Origin of the sequence: Pseudomonas sp. OIL-1, from assembly GCF_010669185.1 — a bacterium.
GTDB classification, from domain to species: Bacteria; Pseudomonadota; Gammaproteobacteria; order Pseudomonadales; family Pseudomonadaceae; genus Halopseudomonas; species Halopseudomonas profundi.
Genome location: NZ_CP048629.1, coordinates 2735043 through 2757544, shown reverse-complemented (window position 1 = coordinate 2757544; position 22502 = coordinate 2735043). Strand labels below are relative to the sequence as shown.

Here is a 22502-nt window from a genome sequence, read left to right as displayed (position 1 = left end):
CATGAAATCGCAACTGTTTCGCTTTGCCCGCTTCGCGCAAATCAACCAGCTATCGCGCCTTCCAAAAATATTTCGCCGCGGCTGGGCTCTAAGCCTGTGTCTTGTACTCGCACTGGCTGCGATGGTGTGGTTTGTCGGCCCCCTGCTGGCGGTCAATGACAATAAATTCTGGGCATCGGCCAGCAGCCGGCTGGTGACCATCAGCGTGCTGTTTCTGGTCTGGGGTCTGTCGATGGTGTACTTCAGCTGGAAAGCAGGCCAGCAGAAAAAAGCCGACGAGGACGATGAGGACGCTCAGGAACGCCTGCGCCGTGAAGGGTTGATCGTCGAAGAGCAGGTTGAGCTGCATAGTCGCTTCAAGAATGCCCTGCGTACCCTGCGCCGTTCGAACCTCTACCAGGGACGCAGCGAGCGGTGGCGTAATGAATTGCCCTGGTATTTGCTGATTGGCCCGGAAGGCAGCGGCAAGACCAGCTTGCTGGATTTTTCCGGCCTGGAGTTTCCGCTTAACCAGACCGGCCAGCAGCGCCTGACCCGTGACATCAACGGCACCCGTTATGCTGACTGGTATTTCGCCGAGCACGCGGTACTCATCGACACGGCCGGGCGCTACCTCAGCCAGCCGGCCGAAGACATCGATGGCATGGGCTGGCAAACCCTGCTCGGCCTGTTGCGTCGCCGCCGCCCTCGCCCACTTAACGGCGTGCTGGTGAACGTCCCGGTTGAACAACTACTGCAGGCAAGCGAGCAGGAGCTCGAAGTCCTGGCCCGGCAGACCCGGCAGCGCCTGCACGATATCAATCAACGACTCGGCGTAGATGTGCCTGTGTATCTGGTGCTCAGCAAGGCCGATCGTATTCTCGGCTTCGATGAGTTTTTCGATCAGTTGAGCCGTGAGGACAGTGACCAGGTGTTCGGCACCAGTTTCCGCAAGGAACAGGACGGCACCGATACCCAGGTGGTTCGTCGAGAATTCGAGGAGCTGTTACATCAGATCAACAGCCAGGTCATCATGCGGATGCATCAGGAGCGCGATCATCAGCGCCGCGGCCGCATCATGGATTTCCCGCATCAGCTGAGCCAGATTGGCGAGCCGCTGAGCCTGTTCATCGAGCTGGCATTCGCCGGCAATCGCTATCAGCGTGCCAGCCAGCTTCGCGGTTTTTACCTGACCAGCGCACCAGAGCTGCAGCATGGTCTGGACCCGCTCACTGCCAGCATCGGGCGCAATTTAGGTCCCGCCGGCAATGACCTGCCCACCTTCCGCAACGGTCGCGCGCGCTTCATTCACAATCTGATGAGCAGAGTGATTTTCCCCGAAGCCGAGCTTGCCGGTCTGGACGACCGCGAGGTCAAACGCATCGGTTGGGGGCAACGCTCGTTGTATGCGGCTGCGGTGGTATGCCTTGCCGTATTCGGCTTGAGCTGGGCCGTGAGTTTTTCGAGTAACCACGACCGCCTGGAACAGCTGCGCGATCTGGCCCAGGCCCTGAAAGACCAGCGGCATCAGGCCCGGGACCGACAGGATGCGCTGGACACCCTCGATACGCTTGATACAAGCTTTGCCGCTACCCAGGTATTTCCGCCCAGCGAAGGCGTCAGCTGGTTTCAGCGTGGCGGGCTTTATCAGGGCGAACCGGTGAACAGTATCGTCTATGGCACTTATAGGGATGATCTCGAATCCGTGTTACTGCCGCGGGTGGCACAGCAGATTGAGGAGCAGATTCGCGCTAGCCTGGATAACCGTGAAGGCCTGCTGGCCAGCCTGCGCGCCTACCTGATGCTCAACCTTGAAGGTCGGCGTGACCCCAAGTATCTGCAGGAATGGATGGCTGCCGACTGGTCGCTGCGCTACGCCGGCAACAGCGAAGCCCAGCAAGGTCTCAGCGCGCATTTCAGGCGGTTGCTGGAAGGCTCGTTCAAGCCCTATACCCTCAATAACCGGCTGGTCGCCGATGCCCGCCAGCAGCTGCGTAGCGAATCACTCGCCACCGTGGTCTATCGCATGCTGCGTGAACAGGCACGCAATCTGCCTGACTACCGGCTCGAACAACACCTGGGGCCGCAGGCCGCGCTACTGACCAGCAGTAATAACATCATCCCCGGTTTTTATACCAAACGCGGATACGAAAGCATGTTCGTCGCCCAGGGCGGGGATCTGGTCAAGAATATTCTGCGCGACAACTGGGTGCTGGGTGGCAGCGATACGCTAAGCCGCAATGATCTCAACCGTCTGATGGTCGAAATGGAAGAGCTGTATTTCCAGGACTATGCGGGTTACTGGACGGACGCACTGGCGAGGCTGCACCTGGAACCGCTCGGCGACACCGCGCAGGGTTCCCTGCAACTGGCCAGGCTGACCGCCTCCAACTCGCCCATCCTCGAGCTGCTGTCACAAGTGAAGGAAAACACATCCTTCAGCGAAGCACCGGAGCCGGTCGATTCGCTGCAAGCCAAGGTCAATCTGTTGCAAGCTGAAAACGCTCGCAAGACATTGGAACGGCGCTTCGAACCCCTGCATCGGTTACTCGACATGAATGGCGGCCCCGCACCGGAACTGGCGAGCAGTCTGCAGGCTCTTGATGCCTTGCAGCTTCAACTCACCAGTCTGGCTCAGGCGAGCGTGCCGCAGCAGGCTGCCTTCGACATGGCCCGAGCACGTATGGACGGCCAGCGCGACGCTATCAACCAGGTACGCGCCAGCGCCGCCCCGCTGCCCCAGCCGGTGGGCAAATGGTTCGAGGCTCTGGCGGCAGACAGCTGGATGATGGTACTGACGGATGCGCACAGCTTCCTCAATCAGCGCTACCGCAGTGAGCTCTATGCCGCGTACAACGATTCACTGCATGAGCGCTATCCATTCAACGTGCAGAGCGAAAGCGATGTGGCGCTGACGGACTTCCGCGAGTTTTTCAGAGCTCAAGGGATTGCGGACAGTTTCTATGAGCGTTACCTGAAGTCGTTTTTGAGCGATGCCAACGGAAGCTACCGCGTACGACAGATCGACGGCAGAGGTATGCCCATGTCACGGCAGTTCCTCGCACAGATGGGCAACATTCTCACTATCCGCAAAAGCTTTTTCGCCGAGAACCCGAACGAGCCGCAGATTCTGTTCAAGCTCGAACCCTACTCGCTGGATTCCAGCCTGGGCCGCGCCAGTTTCCGCTTTGGCTCCCAGCAAATGGAATACCGTCACGGTCCGATCATGCAGACCGCCTTTCAATGGCCGGCGCAGACAGAAGACGGTCGTGTGACCCTGCAGTTGGAAGATCTTGGTGGACGGCGTGTGAGCCTCGACGAAGAAAGCGGGACCTGGTCGCTGTTCCGCATGCTGGACCAGGTGGAAGTCGGCAAGCACTCAGAGCGAGATGTACTGATGCTCAAGGCAGACCTGAGCGGTCTGCGGGCGAACTATCTGTTGCATAGCCAGCGCTCGCCCAACCCTTTCGAGACAGGCTCGTTACGCTCGTTCAACCTGCCCGCGAGGCTCTGAGAGTGGCGCCTGGCGGTTCCTGGCGCAGCGCAGGCCGTACCGATACCGGAAAGGTCCGCGCGCGCAATGAGGATGCCTTTCTGGCGCAACCCGAGAAGCGATTTTGGGCCGTGGCGGATGGCATGGGCGGACATCAGAACGGCGCGCTCGCCAGCAGACTCATTGTTGAGCACCTCGCAGAGCTGCCGCATCGGGACGACATGGACCAGCGCGTCAAGGATGTGCGGCGTTGCCTTCACCTGCTCAATCGCAGGCTCACTCAGGAACTCACGGTTACAGCTGAGCAGCCAGATCCGGTTATCGGCAGTACCGTTGTTGTGCTATTGATCGAAGGGGACCACGCTGTGTGTCTCTGGGCGGGAGACAGCCGGTGCTATCTCTGGCGCGGGGGCACGCTGTTTCAGCTATCCAGAGACCATTCGTTCTATGAAGAACTGATACAGGAAGGCCGACTCACGCCTGCTCAGGCGGCTCAGCATCCTTCAGCACGTGCGCTGACCCGCGCAGTGGGTGCCAACGAGACCCTGACGCTGGATCTGGTGGAGTTCACCGTTTATCCCGGCGACACGCTGCTGTTATGCACTGACGGGCTCTACCAGGAGATGAGCACTGACACCATCGGGCGGGGGCTGAGTCAGCCCTCAGTCCGCCTGGCATTACAGCAATTATTTGAGTTGGCCTTGAATGGCCCTGCACGCGACAACCTGAGCGCTGTAGTGATACGTCAATAAACGAGATGGAGTTCTGTATGGATACCCCCCTCATGGACGAGGACGCTGACCTCACTCATATGGTCGGCGGCGCCCCGTCTGCGCTGGCAGATAATCAATCGGTGTCGCCCGTTGCGGCCTTACCGGAAGTGCTCTGCAAGCGATACAAGGTCGAGAGGCTGCTGGGCGTTGGCGGGATGGGCGCTGTGTACCGCGCGCGCGATCTATTGCGTGAGCAATACGGCGATCCCGAGCCCTATGTCGCGCTGAAAGCCCTGAACGAAGAATTTGCCCAGTATCCCGATGCCAGCGCCCTGCTCTACAGCGAGTTCGCGCTGACCAGTCGGTTGCGGCATTCAAACGTAATCCGGCTGTATGCGTTTGATATAGATCCGCCGAGCCAGCGCGCATTTATGACCATGGAATTGCTCAAGGGCCCGACGCTGGATCAGCTATTAGCTGAGCGTCCCGACGGCCTCCCCTGGGCAGAATGCCAATCCATTGCCATCCCTCTGCTCGAAGCGCTGGAATGTTCCCACAACCTGGGTGTGCTGCATGGCGACCTGAAACCAAGCAATGTCATGCTCGCTGCCGATGGCTTGCGGCTGTTCGACTATGGTCTTGGCCAGCCCACCAAAGGTCTACTGACCAGCCTGCCCCGCCTCAGCCGCTCGCGCATCGCCGCCTGGACGCCACGTTACGCCGCTCTGGAACTATTGAACGGCGAAGCCCTGGCGGCTCCGGCAGATATCTACGCGGTGGCCTGTGTGTTGTACGAACTGAGCAGCGGTCACCACCCGTTCAGCCGCCTGACCGCCAGACAAGCCAAGGCCATGGAGCAGGACAAAAGCCTGCAGCGCCCAGCTAACCTGCCACCGCATTGCTGGCCAGCATTACAACGCGCCCTCGCCTTCGATCCGGAGCAGCGTGATATTGACGCTACCGGATTGCTGGATGCGTACCGCGCTCCTGAACCGAGCCTGTTTGGGCGCATGTTTGGCCGTAAGCGGGGATAACGACCCGCTGGGTCGGAGCCGCGAAGCCTGTCCATCTTGGACAAGAGCCGGCGCCGAGAGAGGCATAACGATCAAGCCCAGCGGCCGTTTATTGATCGCCATCGACATGACCTTCTATCCGCAGGCGGAGAGCGTCAGCCCAGCAGTTTCAACAGCTTTTCAGCCACAGCGGCGGAACTGGCGGGATTCTGACCAGTGACCAATTGTCCATCAGCCATCACGTGCACCTGCCAATCGCCAGCCTTGGAGTAGCGTGCACCCAGACGCTGGAACTCATCTTCAATCAAAAACGGCACCACGTCCGTCAGACCTACTGCGGCTTCTTCACCATTGGTGAAACCGGTTACTTCGCGCCCCTGAATCAACGGCTTGCCATCGGCGCCCTTAGCGTGAAGCAGAGCCCCGGGACCATGGCAGACAAAACCATGCGGTTTGTTACCACGGGCGAAGGCTTCAACCAGCGCGATTGAATGTTTGTCCTCGGTCAGGTCCCAGAGCGGACCGTGGCCGCCGGGGTAAAACACCGCATCGAACGCCTCAGCGGTCACGTCGGCCAAGCGTCCGGTATTTGCCAGCGCCTGTTGCGTCTCAGCGTCATTCCGGAAGCGCTCCGTGTCGGCAGTCTGAGCATCCGGCTCATCACTTTTAGGGTCGAGCGGCGGTTGGCCGCCGGCAGGCGATACCAGCGTCACGTCGACTCCGGCATCCTTGAATGTGTAGTAGGGAGCGGCAAATTCCTCGAGCCAGAATCCGGTTTTGTTGCCAGTGTTACCGAGTTGATCGTGTGACGTAAGTATCATCAGTATTTTCATAAAGCACCCTGAGTTGTTGAACGTGATTGAATACGCCCGCTGTGCATTTTCGAAGAAGCCTCGGCGGGAAAGGTTCCATTCATACTAGACCACTTCTCCTTCGTGTCTTTCGCCTGCACAAGGCAAATTACCGTCCTGCAAAGTACGTGCGATTGGCTTATTGGTTGGCCGTTGCTTGTCACCAAACCACCGGTCCAAAAGCCTTTCCCTTGCTTGAACCTCGCTCGGCCGGCGGGCAGAATACTGTATATATAACTAGCAAGTAGGCTTATGCAGATTCCTTTCGGCCCCGCATTTTATTATCTGGCCAATTTCCACACCGCGATTGACTGGCTCTCGTCACGCTATGACGACTTGCTTGATGAGCAGGAACGCCAATTCATCGCGGATTTCCGAACACTGGCATTGCCCGCTCAGGCGCTGCTGGTGCGCTTGGTCATGCGTAAGGGTCCACATTTTCGGGGTAGCAAACTGGATTATGCGGAGATTGGCAATATCCAGGCCGCTGCCGAGCCCCTGCTTGAACTCGGCTGGGTAAAACATGACACGGCGCTGACCATTGAGGAAACACTGGGGCTGCTGCGCCGGGACGAAGCGGTCGTCTGTTTTGGAGAACTTGCCCCGTTACGCTCGGCGCCAAAGAGTGCAATGCATCAGTTGCTCGCGGATATCTGCCCTGGCAGTCGTGCATTCGCTGACTGGTGTCCGGCCCTGACTGATGCGCTCTACACCCTCGTAATCGGAGCACTCTGTGACCGGCTGCGGCTGATCTTTTTCGGCAATATGCGCCAGTCCTGGTCCGAGTTTGTTCTGGCGGACCTGGGTATCTTCCGCTATGAGCAGGTGCCGATCTCGCAGCATTCCCGGGGGTTCAGTTGCCGTACCGATATCGAGCAATACCTGCATATTCATCACTGCCGCGAGGACTTTGACGGCGGCGTGCCGGTGGCACAGGTACTCGAGCGCCTCGGCAGACCTGACTGCGCTAATCCTTATGTTCACACCCGCTACGCCAAGCTGTTATTTCTGATAGCGCGCCAGCTTGAGCGGACAGATGATTGTGAGTTGGCACTTGAGATTTATCAGCGTAGCCAGTACAGCGGCGCGCGCCAACGCCGTCTGCGCATTCTGGAGAAACGCGGGGCAAACACAGAAGCCCATGCGCTTGCGCAGCAGGCGCTTGCTGCACCGGAGAGTGATACCGAACAGCAATTGGTTGAGCGCGCGTTGGCCAGAATATCCCGCCGGCTCGGGCTCGCAGCCTCGGCGCGAAGCGTCCATCCGACTGAGCGCCGTATTGATCTGAGCCTACCCGGGCCTGCGGCTGTTACGGTCGAGCTGCTGGTGCGTGAACGCCTCTCCCGGCCCGACGCGCCGGTGCATTATGTGGAGAACGCGCTGATCAGCAGCCTGTTTGGCCTACTTTGCTGGGAAGCGATTTTTGCCCCGTTGCCCGGAGCGTTTTTTCATCCGTTTCACAATGCGCCGATGGATCTGCACAGCCCGGATTTTCGTCAGCGCCGCGCCGAGCTGTTCGACGCATGCCTGGACCAGATCGATACGGGCATCTACAAGGAGACCATATTGCGAAACTGGCAAGCCAAGCATGGCATCCAGTCGCCCTTCGTATTCTGGGGCGCACTGTCGCCGGAGCTGCTTGAACAGGCGCTCGCCTGCCTACCGCCGGCGCATCTGCGCATCTGGTTCGAACGTCTGTTGTGCGATGTACGGGCCAACCGTGCCGGAATGCCAGACCTCATCCAGTTCTGGCCCGCTGAGCAACGCTACCGCATGATCGAGGTCAAGGGTCCCGGCGACCGGCTACAGGATAACCAGCGACGCTGGCTCGCATTGTGTGCCCAACACGATATGCCGGTCGATGTCTGTTACGTACAGTGGGCGAACGCGTGAATTACAGGATCGCTGTACGTGCACTGTGCGAATTCACCGCCAAGGAAGGTGACCTGGACCTGCGCTTCACTCCCGCGCCCACCGCGCAGGAAGGCATTGCCGGACACAGGACGGTCACCTCCCGGCGAGGCGATCACTATCTGTGCGAGGTCGCATTGGCGGGCAGCTATTCGGGATTGCTGGTTACTGGCCGGGCCGATGGTTACGACCCACTGCTGAATCTGCTGGAAGAGATCAAAACCCACCGCGGCGACGTATCGCGCATTCCGCAGAACCACCGCTTGTTGCACTGGGCTCAAGCCAAGGTCTACGGCTGGCTGCTGTGCGAGACGGAGGAGCTGGAAGAAATCGATCTGGCAATCGTATATTTCAATGTCATCAGCCAGAAGGAAACGGTATTTCGCGAGCGCTTCGGCGCCGACAGTCTGCGTGATTTTTTCGAGCTACAGTGCCAACGATTTCTCGCCTGGGCCGAGCAGGAGACGGCGCACCGGGCAGCCCGTGACCTGAGCCTGGCATCGCTGCAATTTCCGCACGCAAGCTTTCGCAAAGGGCAGCGCCAGCTGGCCGAATCCGTGTATCGGGCAGCGCGAGACGGCCAAACGCTGATGGCTCAGGCCACCACCGGCATTGGCAAGACAGTGGGCACGCTGTTTCCGCAACTCAAAGCCTTTCCGGATCAGCAGCTTGATCGGCTGTTCTTTCTGACCGCCAAAACGCCCGGTCGCAGGCTTGCATTGGATGCACTGGCAACTCTGCGCGAACAGGACCCGGAGATGCCGCTGCGCGTGCTGGAACACGTCGCCCGCGACAAGGCGTGCGAATATCCCGACCGCGCCTGTCATGGCGAATCCTGCCCGCTGGCCCAGGGATTTTATGATCGTCTCCCTGCTGCCCGGTCTGCTGCGCTGGCACGGCGCGTGTTAACCCAGCAGGTAGTACGCGAGGTCGCGCTGCAGCATAAGGTATGCCCTTACTATCTCAGCCAGGAGCTGTGCCGCTGGGCCGATGTGGTGGTGTGCGACTACAACTATTACTTCGATATGGCTGCCCTGCTCTACGGGCTGACGGTGCTTAATGATTGGCGCGTCACGCTGTTGGTCGACGAAGCTCACAACCTGATTGACCGTGGGCGCGGCATGTATACCGCCGAACTGAATCAGGCCCGGTTCAATGACCTGCGCAAGCTGGCCCCGGTCGGATTGAAGACTGCTCTTGACCGTGTAGGGCGGCACTGGAATCAGCTGCACCGGGATCAGGAATCTGATTATCAGATCTACCCAGCTATCGCCGATCTGTTTATTGCCGCACTGCAAAAAGCCGTTAGCGCCATTACCGAACACCTGACCGACCAACCCACCGGCAACGACGGGTCACTGTTACGTTTTTACCTTGACGCCATGTTGTTCTGCCGTCTGGCTGATGCCTACGGTCCGCACTCGTTGTTTGATATTTCCCGTCATCCCGGCAACCACAAACGCACGTTGTCGACGCTCTGTCTGCGCAATATCGTGCCGGCACCCTTTCTGGCGCCGCGCTTTGCTGCCGCCCACAGCAGCACATTGTTTTCAGCCACGCTTAGCCCCCAGGACTACTACAGCGACCTGCTCGGCTTGCCCGAACAGACGCAGTGGCTGAACGTGCAATCGCCCTTTGCAGCAGAACAGCTCGATGTGCGCATCATCGGCAATCTGTCGACCCGCTACCGGGATCGCGAGACGAGCCTTGCGCCCATTGGCAGGCTGATGGCGGATCAGTTTCATGCCCAACAGGGCAATTATCTGACCTTCTTCAGCAGTTATGCCTATCTGGAACAGGTGCTGGATCGTTTTAAACGGGATTACCCGAACGTTCCGGTATGGGCCCAGTCGCGCAGCATGAACGAAATTGATCGACATGCCTTTCTCGAGCGCTTCAGCGCTCACTCGGAGGGGATCGGCTTCGCAGTACTGGGCGGCGCCTTTGGCGAGGGGATCGACCTACCCGGCAACCGCTTGATCGGTGCCTTTATCGCCACACTGGGCCTGCCGCAAATCAACCCGATCAATGAGGAAGTCAAAACGCGCATGCAATCGATGTTCGGCAACGGCTACGAATATGCCTATCTGTATCCGGGAATGCAGAAAGTGGTTCAGGCTGCGGGACGGGTTATCCGCTCCACCGATGATCGTGGCGTGGTGTATCTGCTGGATGACCGTTTCGGCCAGGCAAGCATCCGTCATCTCTTCCCCGACTGGTGGCGGCCAGTCCGCCAGCTGATTGACACCAGTCCACGCGCCTCCAACCGCCATGAACCCGAAGTGGGTATCGGTCAGCTGTTTCCCTGAGGTGTGTCAGCGGTTAAGCATGAAGGTGTCGTACTTGAGATCATCCAGTGCGCGGTTCAAGCGCACCAGCGCGACGAACACACAGCACACCAGGGATACCGTGAAGCCGTAACCGAAAAAACTCGGGCCGAGATACTGGCTCAGCAGCGTCAACAGTGCATTGAGCACTACGAAGAGCGCGCATAGCTGCAACACCACCGTTCGTTTGTCGAGGTAGAAGAAGACATTCAACAACGCCATGAAGACCACCTGCACGCTGACGCCGACCAGATCAACGTAGAACAGCGGCAGGTAATACCGCGACATACCAAGCCAATCCAGCAGGTTCGGTGCGAACAGCAGGAGCAGGACCACCGTGAGCCCCTGAACTTTACAGATCTCCTGCAAACCCTGACGGATCGACAGCGTCATTTCGTTTTTCAGCTGGCCGATATGCTGCAACGTCTCGCCATCGCGGATCGCGCGAAACAACCGTTCGTACCACTCGGCAAAATCGGTTTCGATGCGCACCAGAAATACCGCCATGCCGGGGATAATCGCCAGATAAGCGAGGAAAATTGGCAAGTCGTACAGCATCGATGCGCGAAGCGGTCCAACGATCTGGTTGGAGGTCGCCGGGTTGAACCAGAAAATCAGCTTGTCTATCCAGATCCCAAGGTTGTAGCAAAAACCGGTCAACAGAAGGCTGAGGAAAACCTTGTTGCGGTCGAGAAAATCGAAGGCAATCAAGCGGTCCGAATCGTAGTCGCGGACAATGTCGAAAAGGAACATGAACAAAAGACAGCCGTGGCCAATCAGTAGCGCCAGCAGCAAACCGTCTACTCCCCAATGCCTGAGCAGGAAGGCGCTGGCGACCATGATCGAGTAGCCGCCGGCCATTATCAGCAGGATGCGGTTGTAGGCTTTCATGCCTGACAGGAAAATAATCACCAGCCACAGGTTACAGAGCACCACAAAGTTGGCCAGGACGAGCAACCGGTACACGAAGGGCTCGTCAAACAAGGTGATCAGCACTGCACAGGCCAATACACCCGCCCCCAATGTCACCAGCAACAGGATGCCCAGCAAATTCGGCAGGATGAGCTCGGTTCGCTTTTGAAACAGCTGATCAGAAACGAAACGCGTAAAGAACAGTTGCAACCCACCCGTAACGATCAGCGAACTGGCCATGAGATAAGTCACCGTGACCAGAAACTGGCGCACCAGGGATTGCGATCCGACCACCCCGACGCTCAGCAAGCCGATCAGCATTACACTGATGATCGAGAGAACCCACGGCCCTGAACTGATCAACCCCGCATAGACATAGCCTCTAAGCGTTGCGGTGTAGGAGTCTCTGGAAAGGATCTTTCGTAATTCGAAGCCGATACCAGCCATTCGGTATTCTCCATGGCAGCGTAATAAATATCGCGATAGCAGGCGAGCATCATTGCTTCACCGTAGTATCGATTTACCCGAGCGAGCCCGCTGGCCTGAGCCGCCTGCCAGCGTGTCGGATCCAGTAACAGGTCGAGGATTGCCCGTGCAGTAGCCTGCGGATCGGCAATCGCCACTACCTCCCCGGCTGATCCGAGCGCCTGGTCCTCCCGCGTGCCTCCCTCTATCAACTCCCGACAGGAACCCACGTCCGTGCTGACCACCGGCGTGCCGGCACACCAGGCCTCGAGAATCACCAGCGGCTGGGCCTCACTGATTGACGTGAGCACCATGACTCCCAGTTGCGGAAGGATTTCCTGAATATTCTGGAACCCCAGAAAACGCACCTTGCCTTCCAGTCCGAGACTGGCGACCAGACTGTGACATTCAGCGGCATACGCCGGATCTTCATCCTCGGGGCCTACAATCCAGGCCTCGGCCTCGGGCATCGCGCTGACTACCCCGCGAATCGCCCGGATGAATGTTTTCAGGTCCTTGATGGGTACAACACGCCCTATGAAACCGACCACCGGCGCAATGCCTTTATCGCGCTTCGCCACCGCATCGCTCCAGCGTTGCAGATCAATGCCATTAGGGATGATGCGGGTCCGCGTCGGGTCGGCACCGTCGTTGATCTGCCGTTGCCGGTTACCCGCGTAGAGAGAGATGATCGGACTGGCCGAACGGTAAGTAAGCAGGCCGATGCGCTCGAAATAACGAATCCACAACGATCGAATGTAGCCGGTACCCGAGTCGATCCCTCCACTCAGAGCTTCCATCGGGTCCTCGCCAATCCAGCTGGCCTGCGCCAGATCGATCTTGCGTTCCTTGGTATAAATGCCGTGCTCACTGAGCACATACTCACAGCCCCACAGTTGTTTGAGGATGCAGCCAAGCAGGCCCGCGTAACCGGTCGAAATGGAGTGCAGCACTCGCGTTTTCGGGAACTGGCGAGCCGCCTGGGCAAGCATTACCAGAGGTGCCTGTATGGACCGTAGCGTCCAGAAAAAATCAACAAATGACGGATCGCTGCAGTGGCTACGGTATCCCTCGGTGACGATGTCCCAGTTCTCATGACTGTGCAGCACATCATCAAGATCGATTTTTCCCGCGGCCAGGGAGGCCAGCAACGCCTCGCCAGTTGACTCGTCAGGCACGTCCGGATCATGCAAAAAGCGGTATAGACTGAGCAACTGATCGCCCGGTGCATTCCGTTTCGGACGTCCGCTTTTGCGCCCGTGGGGCTGCCAGGATTCTTCAATGTACAGCTCTTCGATATGCACTACGTTCGCAGGAACCTCATACCGCCGTTGAGGGTAGGCGTCGCGTTTCCCTCCGATGAAGACAACCGAAAAGGTCAGCTCCGGAAGCCCCAGAATCAGCTGATTGACCCAACTGGACACGCCTCCGCGGACGTAGGGCCAGGTACCCTCGAGCAGTAGACAAATATCTGCCTTGTGAGCTTCTTCAGTGGCAAGCGAACGCGTCATAGCCAATACCTCGCCAATTCGGTGAAAGGTGGACGTCTGAGTACATCGCTCGACAAACTGGCAAGCAGCCCCGGCACCTCGGCGTAATCGGCACAAAGAAAGGCTGCTTCGGCACGAAAGGGTGTGAGTTTTTCCGTCGCGATGCCGCCCTGCTCCGCCCGTCTCAAGAAAAGTCTGGCCTCGTGCGGCAGCCCTTGCTCCAGCGCAATACGGGCGCCCAACAGTTCCAGTTCGGGATTTGGTGATGATTCCAAGGCCGTTTCGAGGTGTTCACGAGCCTGCATCAGTACGTGCTTCAATACACTGCCTTGAGCCAGCCCCAGATAGCTCAGCTCCCAGTACCAGTGCGCCAGCGCGGCATGCAGCGCGCCCTTTTGTCTATCGTCAGCGGTGGTCAGCCGCGTCAGCAACGCCTCGATCCGCTCGTTAATGCGGGTTTCCTGCTGATCAAGCATGGAATAAGCGAGCAGCCGAACGTCATCGACCGGGTCTCTCAGCGCCAACTTGAGAATTGGCATAGCGGACTGTCCGGCCATGCGTCGGGTGGCCAGTATGGCGGCAAGGCGTTGCTCCGGATCGGTGGAAAGTCTGAGCACATCCTGCAGACTACCGTCATTGAACAAGGGGGATAGCTGCTGCATTGGCGGACGAAACGGTAGTTGCGGTGCACTGAGTGCCCGCCAGGATTGATTTTCTCGCCGACGCTGAAACCACAGCGCCGGCGTCAAAGCCAGCAGGGTTCCCAGCGCGCCGAGCCCGGGAATGAAGAAAGCCAGACTGAACAACAGTAGCGGCACCCACGGCCAGGGGCGCTGATAACGCGCCGGCAACAATTGCCATAGCCCCGTGGCCAACAACACACATGCTAATGTGTGCAGTAGTAAAAAATACCGGAGTCCATCGGCCAGCAGTGGAGCCAACCCAAGATGCGTCCAGCCGCCGAATTCGATCACAATGGAGCTGAACACGAGGGCACCGCTAGATAGCAATCTGACTTTCATTCAGCTCGCACTCCTTGAACAGGAAGTCACGCAATGCATTGCGAGAGCCTGTGGGTTGCAACTCGAATTGCCTGACCACAACCCCGAGTTCCAGCAACGTGTAGCCCGGGCCAAATCGCTTCGTCAGCAATTGCTCCAGGCGTGCTGCAAACCCACCAACGCCCATTTGCGGCGTCAGCGGCATAAGGATCAGCAAGCAGTCGTGACCGCGTCCATTACGTACGCGCAAATGCAGATCCAGGCCTCGTTGGCTCTCGATGAACAGTCGCATCAGGTCCTCATCGACCTCCGACAGCTCAAGCAGACACAGCGTACCGGGTAATCGATGGCGTTCGGTGTCCATCAGCGAGCGATGCAGATGCTGCGAAAAAGTCTGCATATCAGCACCCGGTAGCTGCAGCGCGCGCGGATCGCTCTGTAGCAGATCTGCAGCGTGCCCAGCCAATAAAACCAGCAGGCTCAGCGTCTTGTCGTTGAACAGAAAAAACGGCATCTGACGAACTGCCAGCACTGCCAGCAGGGTGCCGTGGGTATCGATCAGAGGGATGCACGCCTGCAGCGAAGAGAACCCCTGCTCTTCTCCATGCTCGATAGAATCGGCGCCCACGCTAACCAGATCGCCGCGATCGATGCACAGCCTGATCATGCGATCGTCTGCGTCTACCTCTCCCATCTCGCCTATAGTCGCAAGGGGCCAGGGCAGCATCTGCCTCTCTTTGTTCACGGCGTACAAGCCAGCCACCCTCAGCGAGCCATACTGACCAAGCAGGCCAATTATCGGCTCCGCCATCCATATCAGAGTCTCGCCGGGCGTTTTCACCTCGCGCATACGTTCACGAAGCAGCAGCAAGGAGCTGCGCAAACTCTGGTCACTCCCAGCCACCCGCTGTTCCAGGCGATCATGGGAAATACGCAGCATCTGATGTGCCCGAGTAAACTCGTCGAGTCGATACTGTCGATAATCGTTGGCCATCTTCAGACGCTGCAGGCGACGGCCCCAAAGGTCGCGAAATTCCCCTACCAGCATACTGCTGACCAATACACCGATGATGTAAGGACCCGGCAGTGCGTCATAGAGCGGCCCGTAATAACGTAGCAGTAACAGCGTAAAAACCAGCAACGAGGCGCTCACCAGGGCCTTTACGAAGCCGTAGCGCACCCCAAGCAACAACGGCGCAAGCATGGGCCAGGGGAACCCGAAAACCTGAAGCGGATCGTCAGGCGTCAGCCAGAAACCCAGAATCAGTGCGAGCGCGGTGAATCCAAGCGTTTCAGTCCAGGCAGTCGCGCTGCCAGCCTGAGGAGCAAGGCTGTCTTCCCTGTGCGACAGATCGGTATCCATCATTCAATCCGCAGGTCATCAACCAGTTCGCCCAATACTTTCTGTGCAGTGCCCGCCAGGCTTTCCCGGGACCAGCCAGCACGTGCGGCACTATTGCTCCAAAGTACCTTGCCGGTGGATGGCTCTAGCACACGCAGACTGATACCCACGGCGGGCTCGCCGTCTAGGCCGTTCTTGTATTGCCATTCTTCCACGCTTCCGCTGACCAGATAGTCGAAATCCTGCTGGCGTGCCCAGGTCATGGCTTCAGCGAAACGCTCACGATCATCCAGCAGCACTGCATCCTGGTTGCTGGAATGAGGGTAAACCTGAGGCTGAATATTCTGCTTGCTCAAGATGCTGATCAAGATCTGTTCGCTGCGTTCACCCGCTTGTGGGGCCTGCGAATAATTGACGATCGGCAGGAGCGCCCAGCGGGCGTCAGCCGGCAACGCAGGGCTTTCCTTGCTGGTAATGCTGGTGCAGCCAACAGCAAGCAAAGTTGCCATTGTCATGGTCAAACAACGTATGGATTGCATGGTCTTTCTCCTTGATAGGGTCAGCGTCCGAAACGCCGGCTGTAAGTTATTCCCAACGACCCGCCTGATGATCCGTCACTGCCCCGCGGCGTAGACTGATAACCCAGGGTTATCGCCAGTTCGTCATCTCCCACGACACCAGTACCTACACCGGTGGAAATACCGTAGGTAAATTCGCTCTCTGTCCATTCCCAGCCAGCCTGAACATCAACCAACCAGGTCAATTGCGGCTCGGTCCGGTTCAGCGCGCCCGGCATCCCGCGCCTCAGGGTGCTGCCCACATACACACGGCCATAGCGACTTTGCAGAAGATCTTCGGTCACTGGTTCGTCTAAGGTCAGCAGGCCGCCGGCCTCAGCCAGGGATATATCGCGTAACCGATTGTTCTGATAATCGACGCCAACCCGCGTGGTCCAGGTGGGCCCCCTAAACTGCTGAACCTGGTTGAATTCGAGATTCACGGCTTCTCCTTCACCTAGGCTTTCACCGGAGCGAGTGGAAAATGCTCTATGGGCAACCCACCAGGACAGCTGGTCGCGTGCCGAAAAACCGTGGCTGCCAGCCAACCAGAGCGAATCCGCCTGCCCCAGAGCCCGCATCAGCCCGCTGTCCTGACTTTCGCGCTGCCAATCCAGACCCAGTTCCACTTCGTCCCGCGCGCTTAACTGCCACTGACGCGATATGCCCAGGCCATGACGGTCATGATCCCGGCGCGAGCTGCTGTCCAGCATGATCGAGAAACGCCCGTTATCGAGCGGCCGCTGCAGCGTCGCGAATGCGTTGGTCTCGGTTCCCAGCAGGCTTTCATTCAAGCTGACAGCCTGGTAACGATCGCGGCTGAGCTTAAGACTGGCATACCAGGTGCCGTTAAGATGACGTGCCATCAGCAACTCTGGACCTCTGAGTTCGAGATCGCCGAAATCCCGGCGGAACCACCCCAATCGAATACCCTGGGGCTCCTGTTCTAGAAGGTCGGTGGCCATCAAGCGCAGAGGATTATTAATAACGGGGGACGGATTACTGCCGAGCTGGCTCAACGCGCTACCCAGTGCATGACTGTTGCGTCGTAGCAAACTCAAGGCGCCGGTTTCCTGGACCGGGTCAAACTCGTTGCTGACCAGCGCTCGCTCCAACATGTCACGGTTGTACTGGCGTAACCCCTGCTGCAGTTGTTCATAGCGATCAATCTTCAGGCCGCGCCCGCGGGCCCATGCCAGCCATTGATCCTTGGCCACCTCCTGATTCGACTCGCCCAGCTGCGCCAGTACCCGGTCAAACCAGACCTGCAGCATCAAGGTATCGGCACCACGATTGCTGGCCGCCAACTGCTGGGCATGCAGCCCCGATCGGGTGCTGGCAACCAGGCGCAGCCAGGTCGCGTAGCGTTCCGGCGATTCTGCCAAGAGCTCGTCTTCGAACCGGGCAACGAGGGATTTGCGCAACCGTAGCGCCTGATCGAGTCGTCCTGCGCCCTCCAGCGCGTCGGCATAGGCAGCTCTGACCAGTAGATCGTCCGGTTGCCCTCTCAGATAGAAGTGATACCAGGCCAGCGCCTGATCGTAACGCCCGAGCATTTGATTGCCCGCAGCGAAGGGCAGCCACAGGGCACCAGACTTCAGCGCAACGATGCGCCACTCTTGCAGCAGCTCAGCCAACCCATCGGTGCGCCCGTGGTCAATCAGAAACCATATGAGACGCTCACGGAATACGGCCACCGCTGGCGAGCGCTTGGTGCCCAATCGATAGATTCGCTCTGCATCGTCAAGACGATTCTCATGTACAGCCAACGAGCCCCGGGCAAGCATCACCGTAGGCAGATTCGCCACTGCCGGATCACCTTTTGCGTCAGCCAGCAACTCTGCGACCAGCTCAAAATTGCTATAGGTCTCGGCCAGTTCCAATGCGCCCACCAGGCGCTCTGCCCGCCTGTGACTGCGCCAGCCGGCGACCATGAGGCTCAGCGCCTTGTGCGGGGATTCGAGTCTATAGAGCTCAATCAGCTCCGACTCTTCGCTGAAGAACAGATCGATATTCCTCTGACGCATGGTCTCGTATGCATGCTGCAGCTGTTCGTCACGTTCCAGCTCCCACGCCAACCCGGCACGGGTACGCCAGTAGTCGCCGTCGACTATCCCATCGGTGTCGATATCCAGAACATGCCAGGCATGATCCGGTTGATACAGCCGCCAGTGCACGCTGGCCCACTCGACGCGTTCGGCAGCGCTCAGCTGGAACTGCTCTGCCATGGCCTGCCAGGCCTCAGCTTCCGCCTCATATTGCAAGGTGTTCTCGAGATTCTGGATCAACCGGACCCACCCCAGTCGGTGTTCAGGGTAGGCTTGCAGATAGTTTCTTAACCACTCTTCAGCCTTTGCCGGGGTTCCACGGGACTCATGCGCGTAAATCAATGCATCGAGCTCCTCATCGCTTAGCTGTCGTTTGTCCGTCAGCTCGGTAAGCAGCGGCAGGCCACGCTCGAAATCGAAAATCTGGAACGCCCGACGCCAGACGTAATCCTGTAGCTGCGTATCGGGACGTAGTCGAAGATAGGAGATCCACAACGTCAAAGCCTCGGAGTTGAGACCATTCCACTCGGCGACTTTAGCCATCTGACGTTTCAGCTCAGCATCATCCGGGCGCAGCAGCAAAAGTTGACTTCCCGAATCCCAGGCGGCCGACATGTCCCCGGAGGCGAGGGCGAAATCAAAGGAAGCCTGGACCGCGTCGGGATCCCGCGGATGAAGCTGCCGCCAGCGCTCAACGATCGGGGCCGCGAGATCCAGTCGCGCAATCGACAACGCTACATTGCGGCCCTGCTCTAACCACAGCCGGTCAGGCGACGAGGTAGTCAATTGCTCAAGCTCGGCGACCAACATCAAGGTCGCATCCTCTTCCCGCCCGGTCTCGAGCATCGTCGAGTAGGCCTTGCGAACAAAACCCAAACGTTTTTCCGGATAGCGATTTTCTTCCAGCAGGACCAGATACATTTCGCTGGCCCTGCGAGGCTGGTTGCTCGCCTGATACCACTGCGCTGCCGCTTCGAGATATTCGCTCCGATGATCGGGCTGCGCCTGGGCAAGTTCGTAATAGATATCCGCAGCCAGCCAGGGTTGCTCGAAGCTGAGCGCCAGCTGCGCCAGTGTAAGCAGGCGTGACGTCGGTAACTGGCTCCGATCAAAGGCAGGCAACTGATTCTGAACGGCGCGAATCCGATCGGTTTGCTCAAGCTGCATCGCCGTTTGCGCGTCGATTACCAAGCGAAAAAAGTCCGCCAGCAGTGGCTCGGTTTGTTGCCATTCAAGCAAATGAAACCGCGCTCTATCGTACTGATTCAGGTCGATGAGTAACTGCACCAGCTCCTGACGCAGCTGTGTTGCCTCGGGACTATGAGCAAGCATCAATTCGGCATAACTGGCGGATACGGCATCTGCACCCCGGCCATCTGGCAGAAAGTCTTCTTCCTTGGCGAGCACCAATACCAGCAACACCAACACAGCGACTCCGGCCAGCGCCAATGTACGAAACCGCAATAGCCGTACCGGCTTAGTCGCAGAGGAGTAGCGCATCGCTGACCTCGCTGGTGTCGAAATCGAACTGCCAGAGATCCTGTACAGCGCGACCGGTGTGACGTGTGCCGCCGGCGCTTACCTTGCAAGGCTTGGCTGAACGTACTGAGAAACTGACCGGAAACTCACCAGCAAAGCCAAAGCGCACCCTGCCTTTATCAAGGTACTCCCACTGCAGCAAGGGAACGTTTGCCTCTTCAAGCGCGGGTGTCGGGTCCCGCTCGGAACGAAGCACCAACCGGGCGCGATCGCCACTGAGATGAACATAGCGTCCCTGGGGCAGATCACGCACGCCAGCGACCCCGGAGGATTGCCGCAGGTCGGGCCAACCGAGCGCAGGATCAAGCCGCACGGTGCGCAGCCCTCGCATGGCGCGGATATGCCATGAGCCGTCTACAGCCAGCCCCAGCGAGGCGTCATGCAGTCCAAACACGCGTTGCAAGTAATCGCTCATCCAGAGCGATATCGGCTCCTGTTCGAGCATGTACTGGTAGATCTCATCCATGACCTTGATCGAAGCCTGCTTGGTTCCGGAATAAAAATGGTAGTACAGATGCAGACCACGGAATCTGCGCGGCGCATCGGTCAACTCAAAGGTTTCGATGACGCCGCGGAATCCGTAATAGGGGCCATGCCACAGATTGGTATAAACGTTCTCGTTGATAATCGGTGCATACACATGCAGGCCGCCGGCAGTAGGTCGCAGCAAGGGATACAGGCCGGTCAGCGAAGGCTCGGCGTAGGTCAGCTTGGTCGTCCCGCCATTGACGTTGAGCAGGCCTGCGTTATACGTCAGGCGCAACGTCTCGGCGTCCGGCATCGCATCACCGCTCCAGAACATTACTTTTACCGGCTTTCCAGGGGGGGCAAGCTGTTGGTTGATGTATTGCGTCGAACCGATGATTTCTCGCTTGAAATCCAGCTTTTCATAGCCGGGAATTTCCATATGGAGCCCGTACTCCGGATTAAACCCCTCCCGCTTACTCGCTACTTCCGGTTGCCAGAAGAAAGGATGGCTGAATGAATGAGAAGCCACTTCTACCCGCTTTTCGGCAAGGATCTCCCTGGCGATAGGTTCCAGCTCGTCCGCTAGTTCAGGAAAGGCGCCAGCGGAGCTGACCTCCCCTTCCACTATCGATACGGAAGTGAGCAATGGGTAGGGCCTGATAAAGGCATCCAGAACCTTCTGACCGGCGAATGGCGTGCCAGGTATCTCGGCGCGGGATGGAAACCCGTCGCCGTCGATATGTACCGTGGCAATACGCCGACCATTTTCGGTAGTGGCGTCGGGCGCAGGGATAGGTTCCAAGCGCAAGGTTCGCTGAAGGAATTCGAAAGGGTCGAGAATCCATCGGCGGGTTTCGCCGCCCTCTTCCAGAACGTAGGGATCCAAGGCCATGCCGCCCCAATCCGCGACGACCACCGGCGCATACTGGGTGCCGGAGCCATCGCGTATCAACAGCGCAGCTCTGGCTTCTTGCCCTCGTACGGAGACCGGAACAAGACCGCGGGTACGGGGCGCTAGTGGCGCCTCGAACTGACCCAGCAACTCGGCGTCGTGCTCGGCGATCTCGGCGCCGGTATGCACGATATCGTCGGTTCGGCGCAATCCGAGCCGACGCAGCAACGCAGCATCCTCGACCGGCAGGCCTGCCATGAACGCCAGGGGGACTTTCTCGTCCAGTCGCGCCGTAATCCAACCATGGAAATTGTCGGAGGGCAACGGCACGCCGCTTGTCATCCACACGACGATGCCAGCATAAAAACCAATACCCCGGTTCATCGGCAGCGTGCCATCCACAGGCAGATAATCCACGCGGTAGCCAAGATGCTCCAATAATCCGCCGAGCAATAGATGACCGGAGCTTTGATCCAGGGTACCTTCGCGCGGATCATAAAGCATGGCGATGCGGCGCGGCTGAACCTCCACATTGCTGATACCCAGGTAGTCGAGTTCGGGGGTGCTTACAAAGGGAACATAGCCTTCATCATGCAGCCGTTTGGCCAGTTTGCGTGCTTCGTCACGACGATGTGGTGGCAGGTAATCAATAGCGATAATCGGAACGCCACGCTGGCGTAATGGTTCGAGCTGATCGATCAACCATTGTCGATCCAGCTCAGGCACCTTTCGATAACGTTGCGTACTGGCATCCCATCCCTGGTAAAACGACTCTGCCGCGACAGCTGCGACGCTATCGCCGACATCACCTATTACTTCAAAACCGCGATTAAAAACCAGCTGGAGATGCGGGAAGCGCTTTTTCATGCGGATCAGCAGCTCGACCAGCGCGTCTCTTTGAGCCTTTCGCTCGGCCTCAGGCAGCAGCGTAAAGCTGTCTAATGTATCGAGGAATAAACCTGTGTATCCCTGTTCGTAGAAGTTTCCGGCCTCAGCCATCAAGTGATCACGCCAGCCTGGGACGGTCAGGTCCATGACCTGACTGTCCCAGGCTGCATTGCGTGTTGAAGAAGCGTATTCCCGAAGCTCTGGATTTTTGTCGGCATCATGCGGATCCAGTTCGCCGACAGACAAGTATGCGAAGGGCTGCGATCCCTGGCTGCGAATAAAGGATACGTCTTCGGCTTTGAAATGCTCCGGTTCGACAACCAACCAATCGAACTGCACCAGTTCTGACAGGGGGGGACGATCGCCGTACCAGAAGCCAATACTCGCCGGAGCGAGTGGTTCAGCTCGAATGGACAGCGAGGCTAAACACATAACGAATAGCGTTCCGACCCATAAGCCGGATCGTCCCTGGCGTAACCGCCTTTCCATTGCCGTGCCTTTTGTTGATCAGTGATTGGTCTGAAAGCATTTTCACTCACGCCCGAGCGAGAGCAGGCGCCAATAAACTACCCATCTCGATACCGCTCAAGCATAGATGTCAAAATACCAGCAA

At 58.3% G+C, this 22502-nt stretch carries 13 protein-coding genes; 5 read left to right on the top strand and 8 right to left on the bottom strand.

The genetic code is table 11. From position 1 onward, the window contains the following. The first annotated feature begins 1 nt into the window (after position 1). From tssM to G3M63_RS12840, 3 genes are read left to right on the top strand one after another with little or no spacing between them, the layout of a single operon-like run. Positions 2-3493, top strand: a complete 3492-nt coding sequence (gene tssM / locus G3M63_RS12850; RefSeq protein WP_163983386.1) for a type VI secretion system membrane subunit TssM — start codon at positions 2-4, stop codon at positions 3491-3493. A 2-nt stretch (positions 3494-3495) separates the two neighbouring features. Next, on the top strand, positions 3496-4224 hold the full coding sequence (locus G3M63_RS12845) for a PP2C family serine/threonine-protein phosphatase (RefSeq protein ID WP_163983385.1): 729 nt from the start codon (positions 3496-3498) through the stop codon (positions 4222-4224). Between the two features lie 59 nt (positions 4225-4283). Continuing rightward, positions 4284-5219, top strand: a complete 936-nt coding sequence (locus G3M63_RS12840) for a serine/threonine-protein kinase (RefSeq protein WP_256670025.1) — start codon at positions 4284-4286, stop codon at positions 5217-5219. 134 nt (positions 5220-5353) lie between these two features. Here the strand turns inward: G3M63_RS12840 and G3M63_RS12835 are convergent, their stop codons facing one another. Continuing rightward, positions 5354-6031: a type 1 glutamine amidotransferase domain-containing protein gene (locus tag G3M63_RS12835; RefSeq protein WP_163983383.1), complete on the bottom strand. Its 678-nt coding sequence runs from the start codon at positions 6029-6031 to the stop codon at positions 5354-5356. 270 nt (positions 6032-6301) lie between these two features. Here G3M63_RS12835 and G3M63_RS12830 point away from each other — a divergent pair, with 270 nt between their 5' ends. Both G3M63_RS12830 and G3M63_RS12825 read left to right on the top strand, forming a co-directional pair. Next, complete coding sequence (locus tag G3M63_RS12830; RefSeq protein ID WP_163983382.1) at positions 6302-7942, top strand: VRR-NUC domain-containing protein; 1641 nt, start codon at positions 6302-6304, stop codon at positions 7940-7942. Continuing rightward, complete coding sequence (locus G3M63_RS12825) at positions 7939-10269, top strand: ATP-dependent DNA helicase (RefSeq protein ID WP_163983381.1); 2331 nt, start codon at positions 7939-7941, stop codon at positions 10267-10269. Before G3M63_RS12830 ends, G3M63_RS12825 begins: the two co-directional genes overlap by 4 nt. 6 nt (positions 10270-10275) lie before the next feature. Here G3M63_RS12825 and pelG read toward each other — a convergent pair whose 3' ends face one another. The 7 genes from pelG to G3M63_RS12790 are packed head-to-tail and all read right to left on the bottom strand — an operon-like array spanning position 10276 to position 22321. Continuing rightward, positions 10276-11646, bottom strand: a complete 1371-nt coding sequence (gene pelG / locus G3M63_RS12820; protein WP_163983380.1) for an exopolysaccharide Pel transporter PelG — start codon at positions 11644-11646, stop codon at positions 10276-10278. Further along, positions 11559-13175 carry a GT4 family glycosyltransferase PelF gene (gene pelF / locus G3M63_RS12815; protein ID WP_163983379.1) on the bottom strand — a complete coding sequence of 539 codons (1617 nt, stop codon included), beginning with the start codon at positions 13173-13175 and terminating at the stop codon, positions 11559-11561. The genes pelG and pelF overlap by 88 nt, the downstream gene beginning before the upstream one ends. Next, entirely contained in the window at positions 13172-14176 is a 1005-nt protein-coding gene (locus G3M63_RS12810; protein ID WP_163983378.1) for a HEAT repeat domain-containing protein, read from the bottom strand. The genes pelF and G3M63_RS12810 overlap by 4 nt, the downstream gene beginning before the upstream one ends. Beyond that, the gene (locus G3M63_RS12805; protein WP_256669819.1) at positions 14154-15521 is read right to left on the bottom strand and encodes a PelD GGDEF domain-containing protein; all 1368 of its coding nucleotides are present in this window, start codon (positions 15519-15521) and stop codon (positions 14154-14156) included. Before G3M63_RS12805 ends, G3M63_RS12810 begins: the two co-directional genes overlap by 23 nt. Then, positions 15518-16036, bottom strand: a complete 519-nt coding sequence (locus G3M63_RS12800) for a penicillin-binding protein activator LpoB (RefSeq protein ID WP_163983377.1) — start codon at positions 16034-16036, stop codon at positions 15518-15520. Before G3M63_RS12800 ends, G3M63_RS12805 begins: the two co-directional genes overlap by 4 nt. A 20-nt stretch (positions 16037-16056) precedes the next feature. Then, positions 16057-19602 (bottom strand): tetratricopeptide repeat protein, encoded by a 3546-nt coding sequence (locus tag G3M63_RS12795; RefSeq protein WP_163983376.1) that lies wholly within the window; start codon positions 19600-19602, stop codon positions 16057-16059. After that, entirely contained in the window at positions 19580-22321 is a 2742-nt protein-coding gene (locus G3M63_RS12790; RefSeq protein WP_256669818.1) for a bifunctional glycoside hydrolase 114/ polysaccharide deacetylase family protein, read from the bottom strand. Before G3M63_RS12790 ends, G3M63_RS12795 begins: the two co-directional genes overlap by 23 nt. Positions 22322-22502 lie beyond the last annotated feature (181 nt).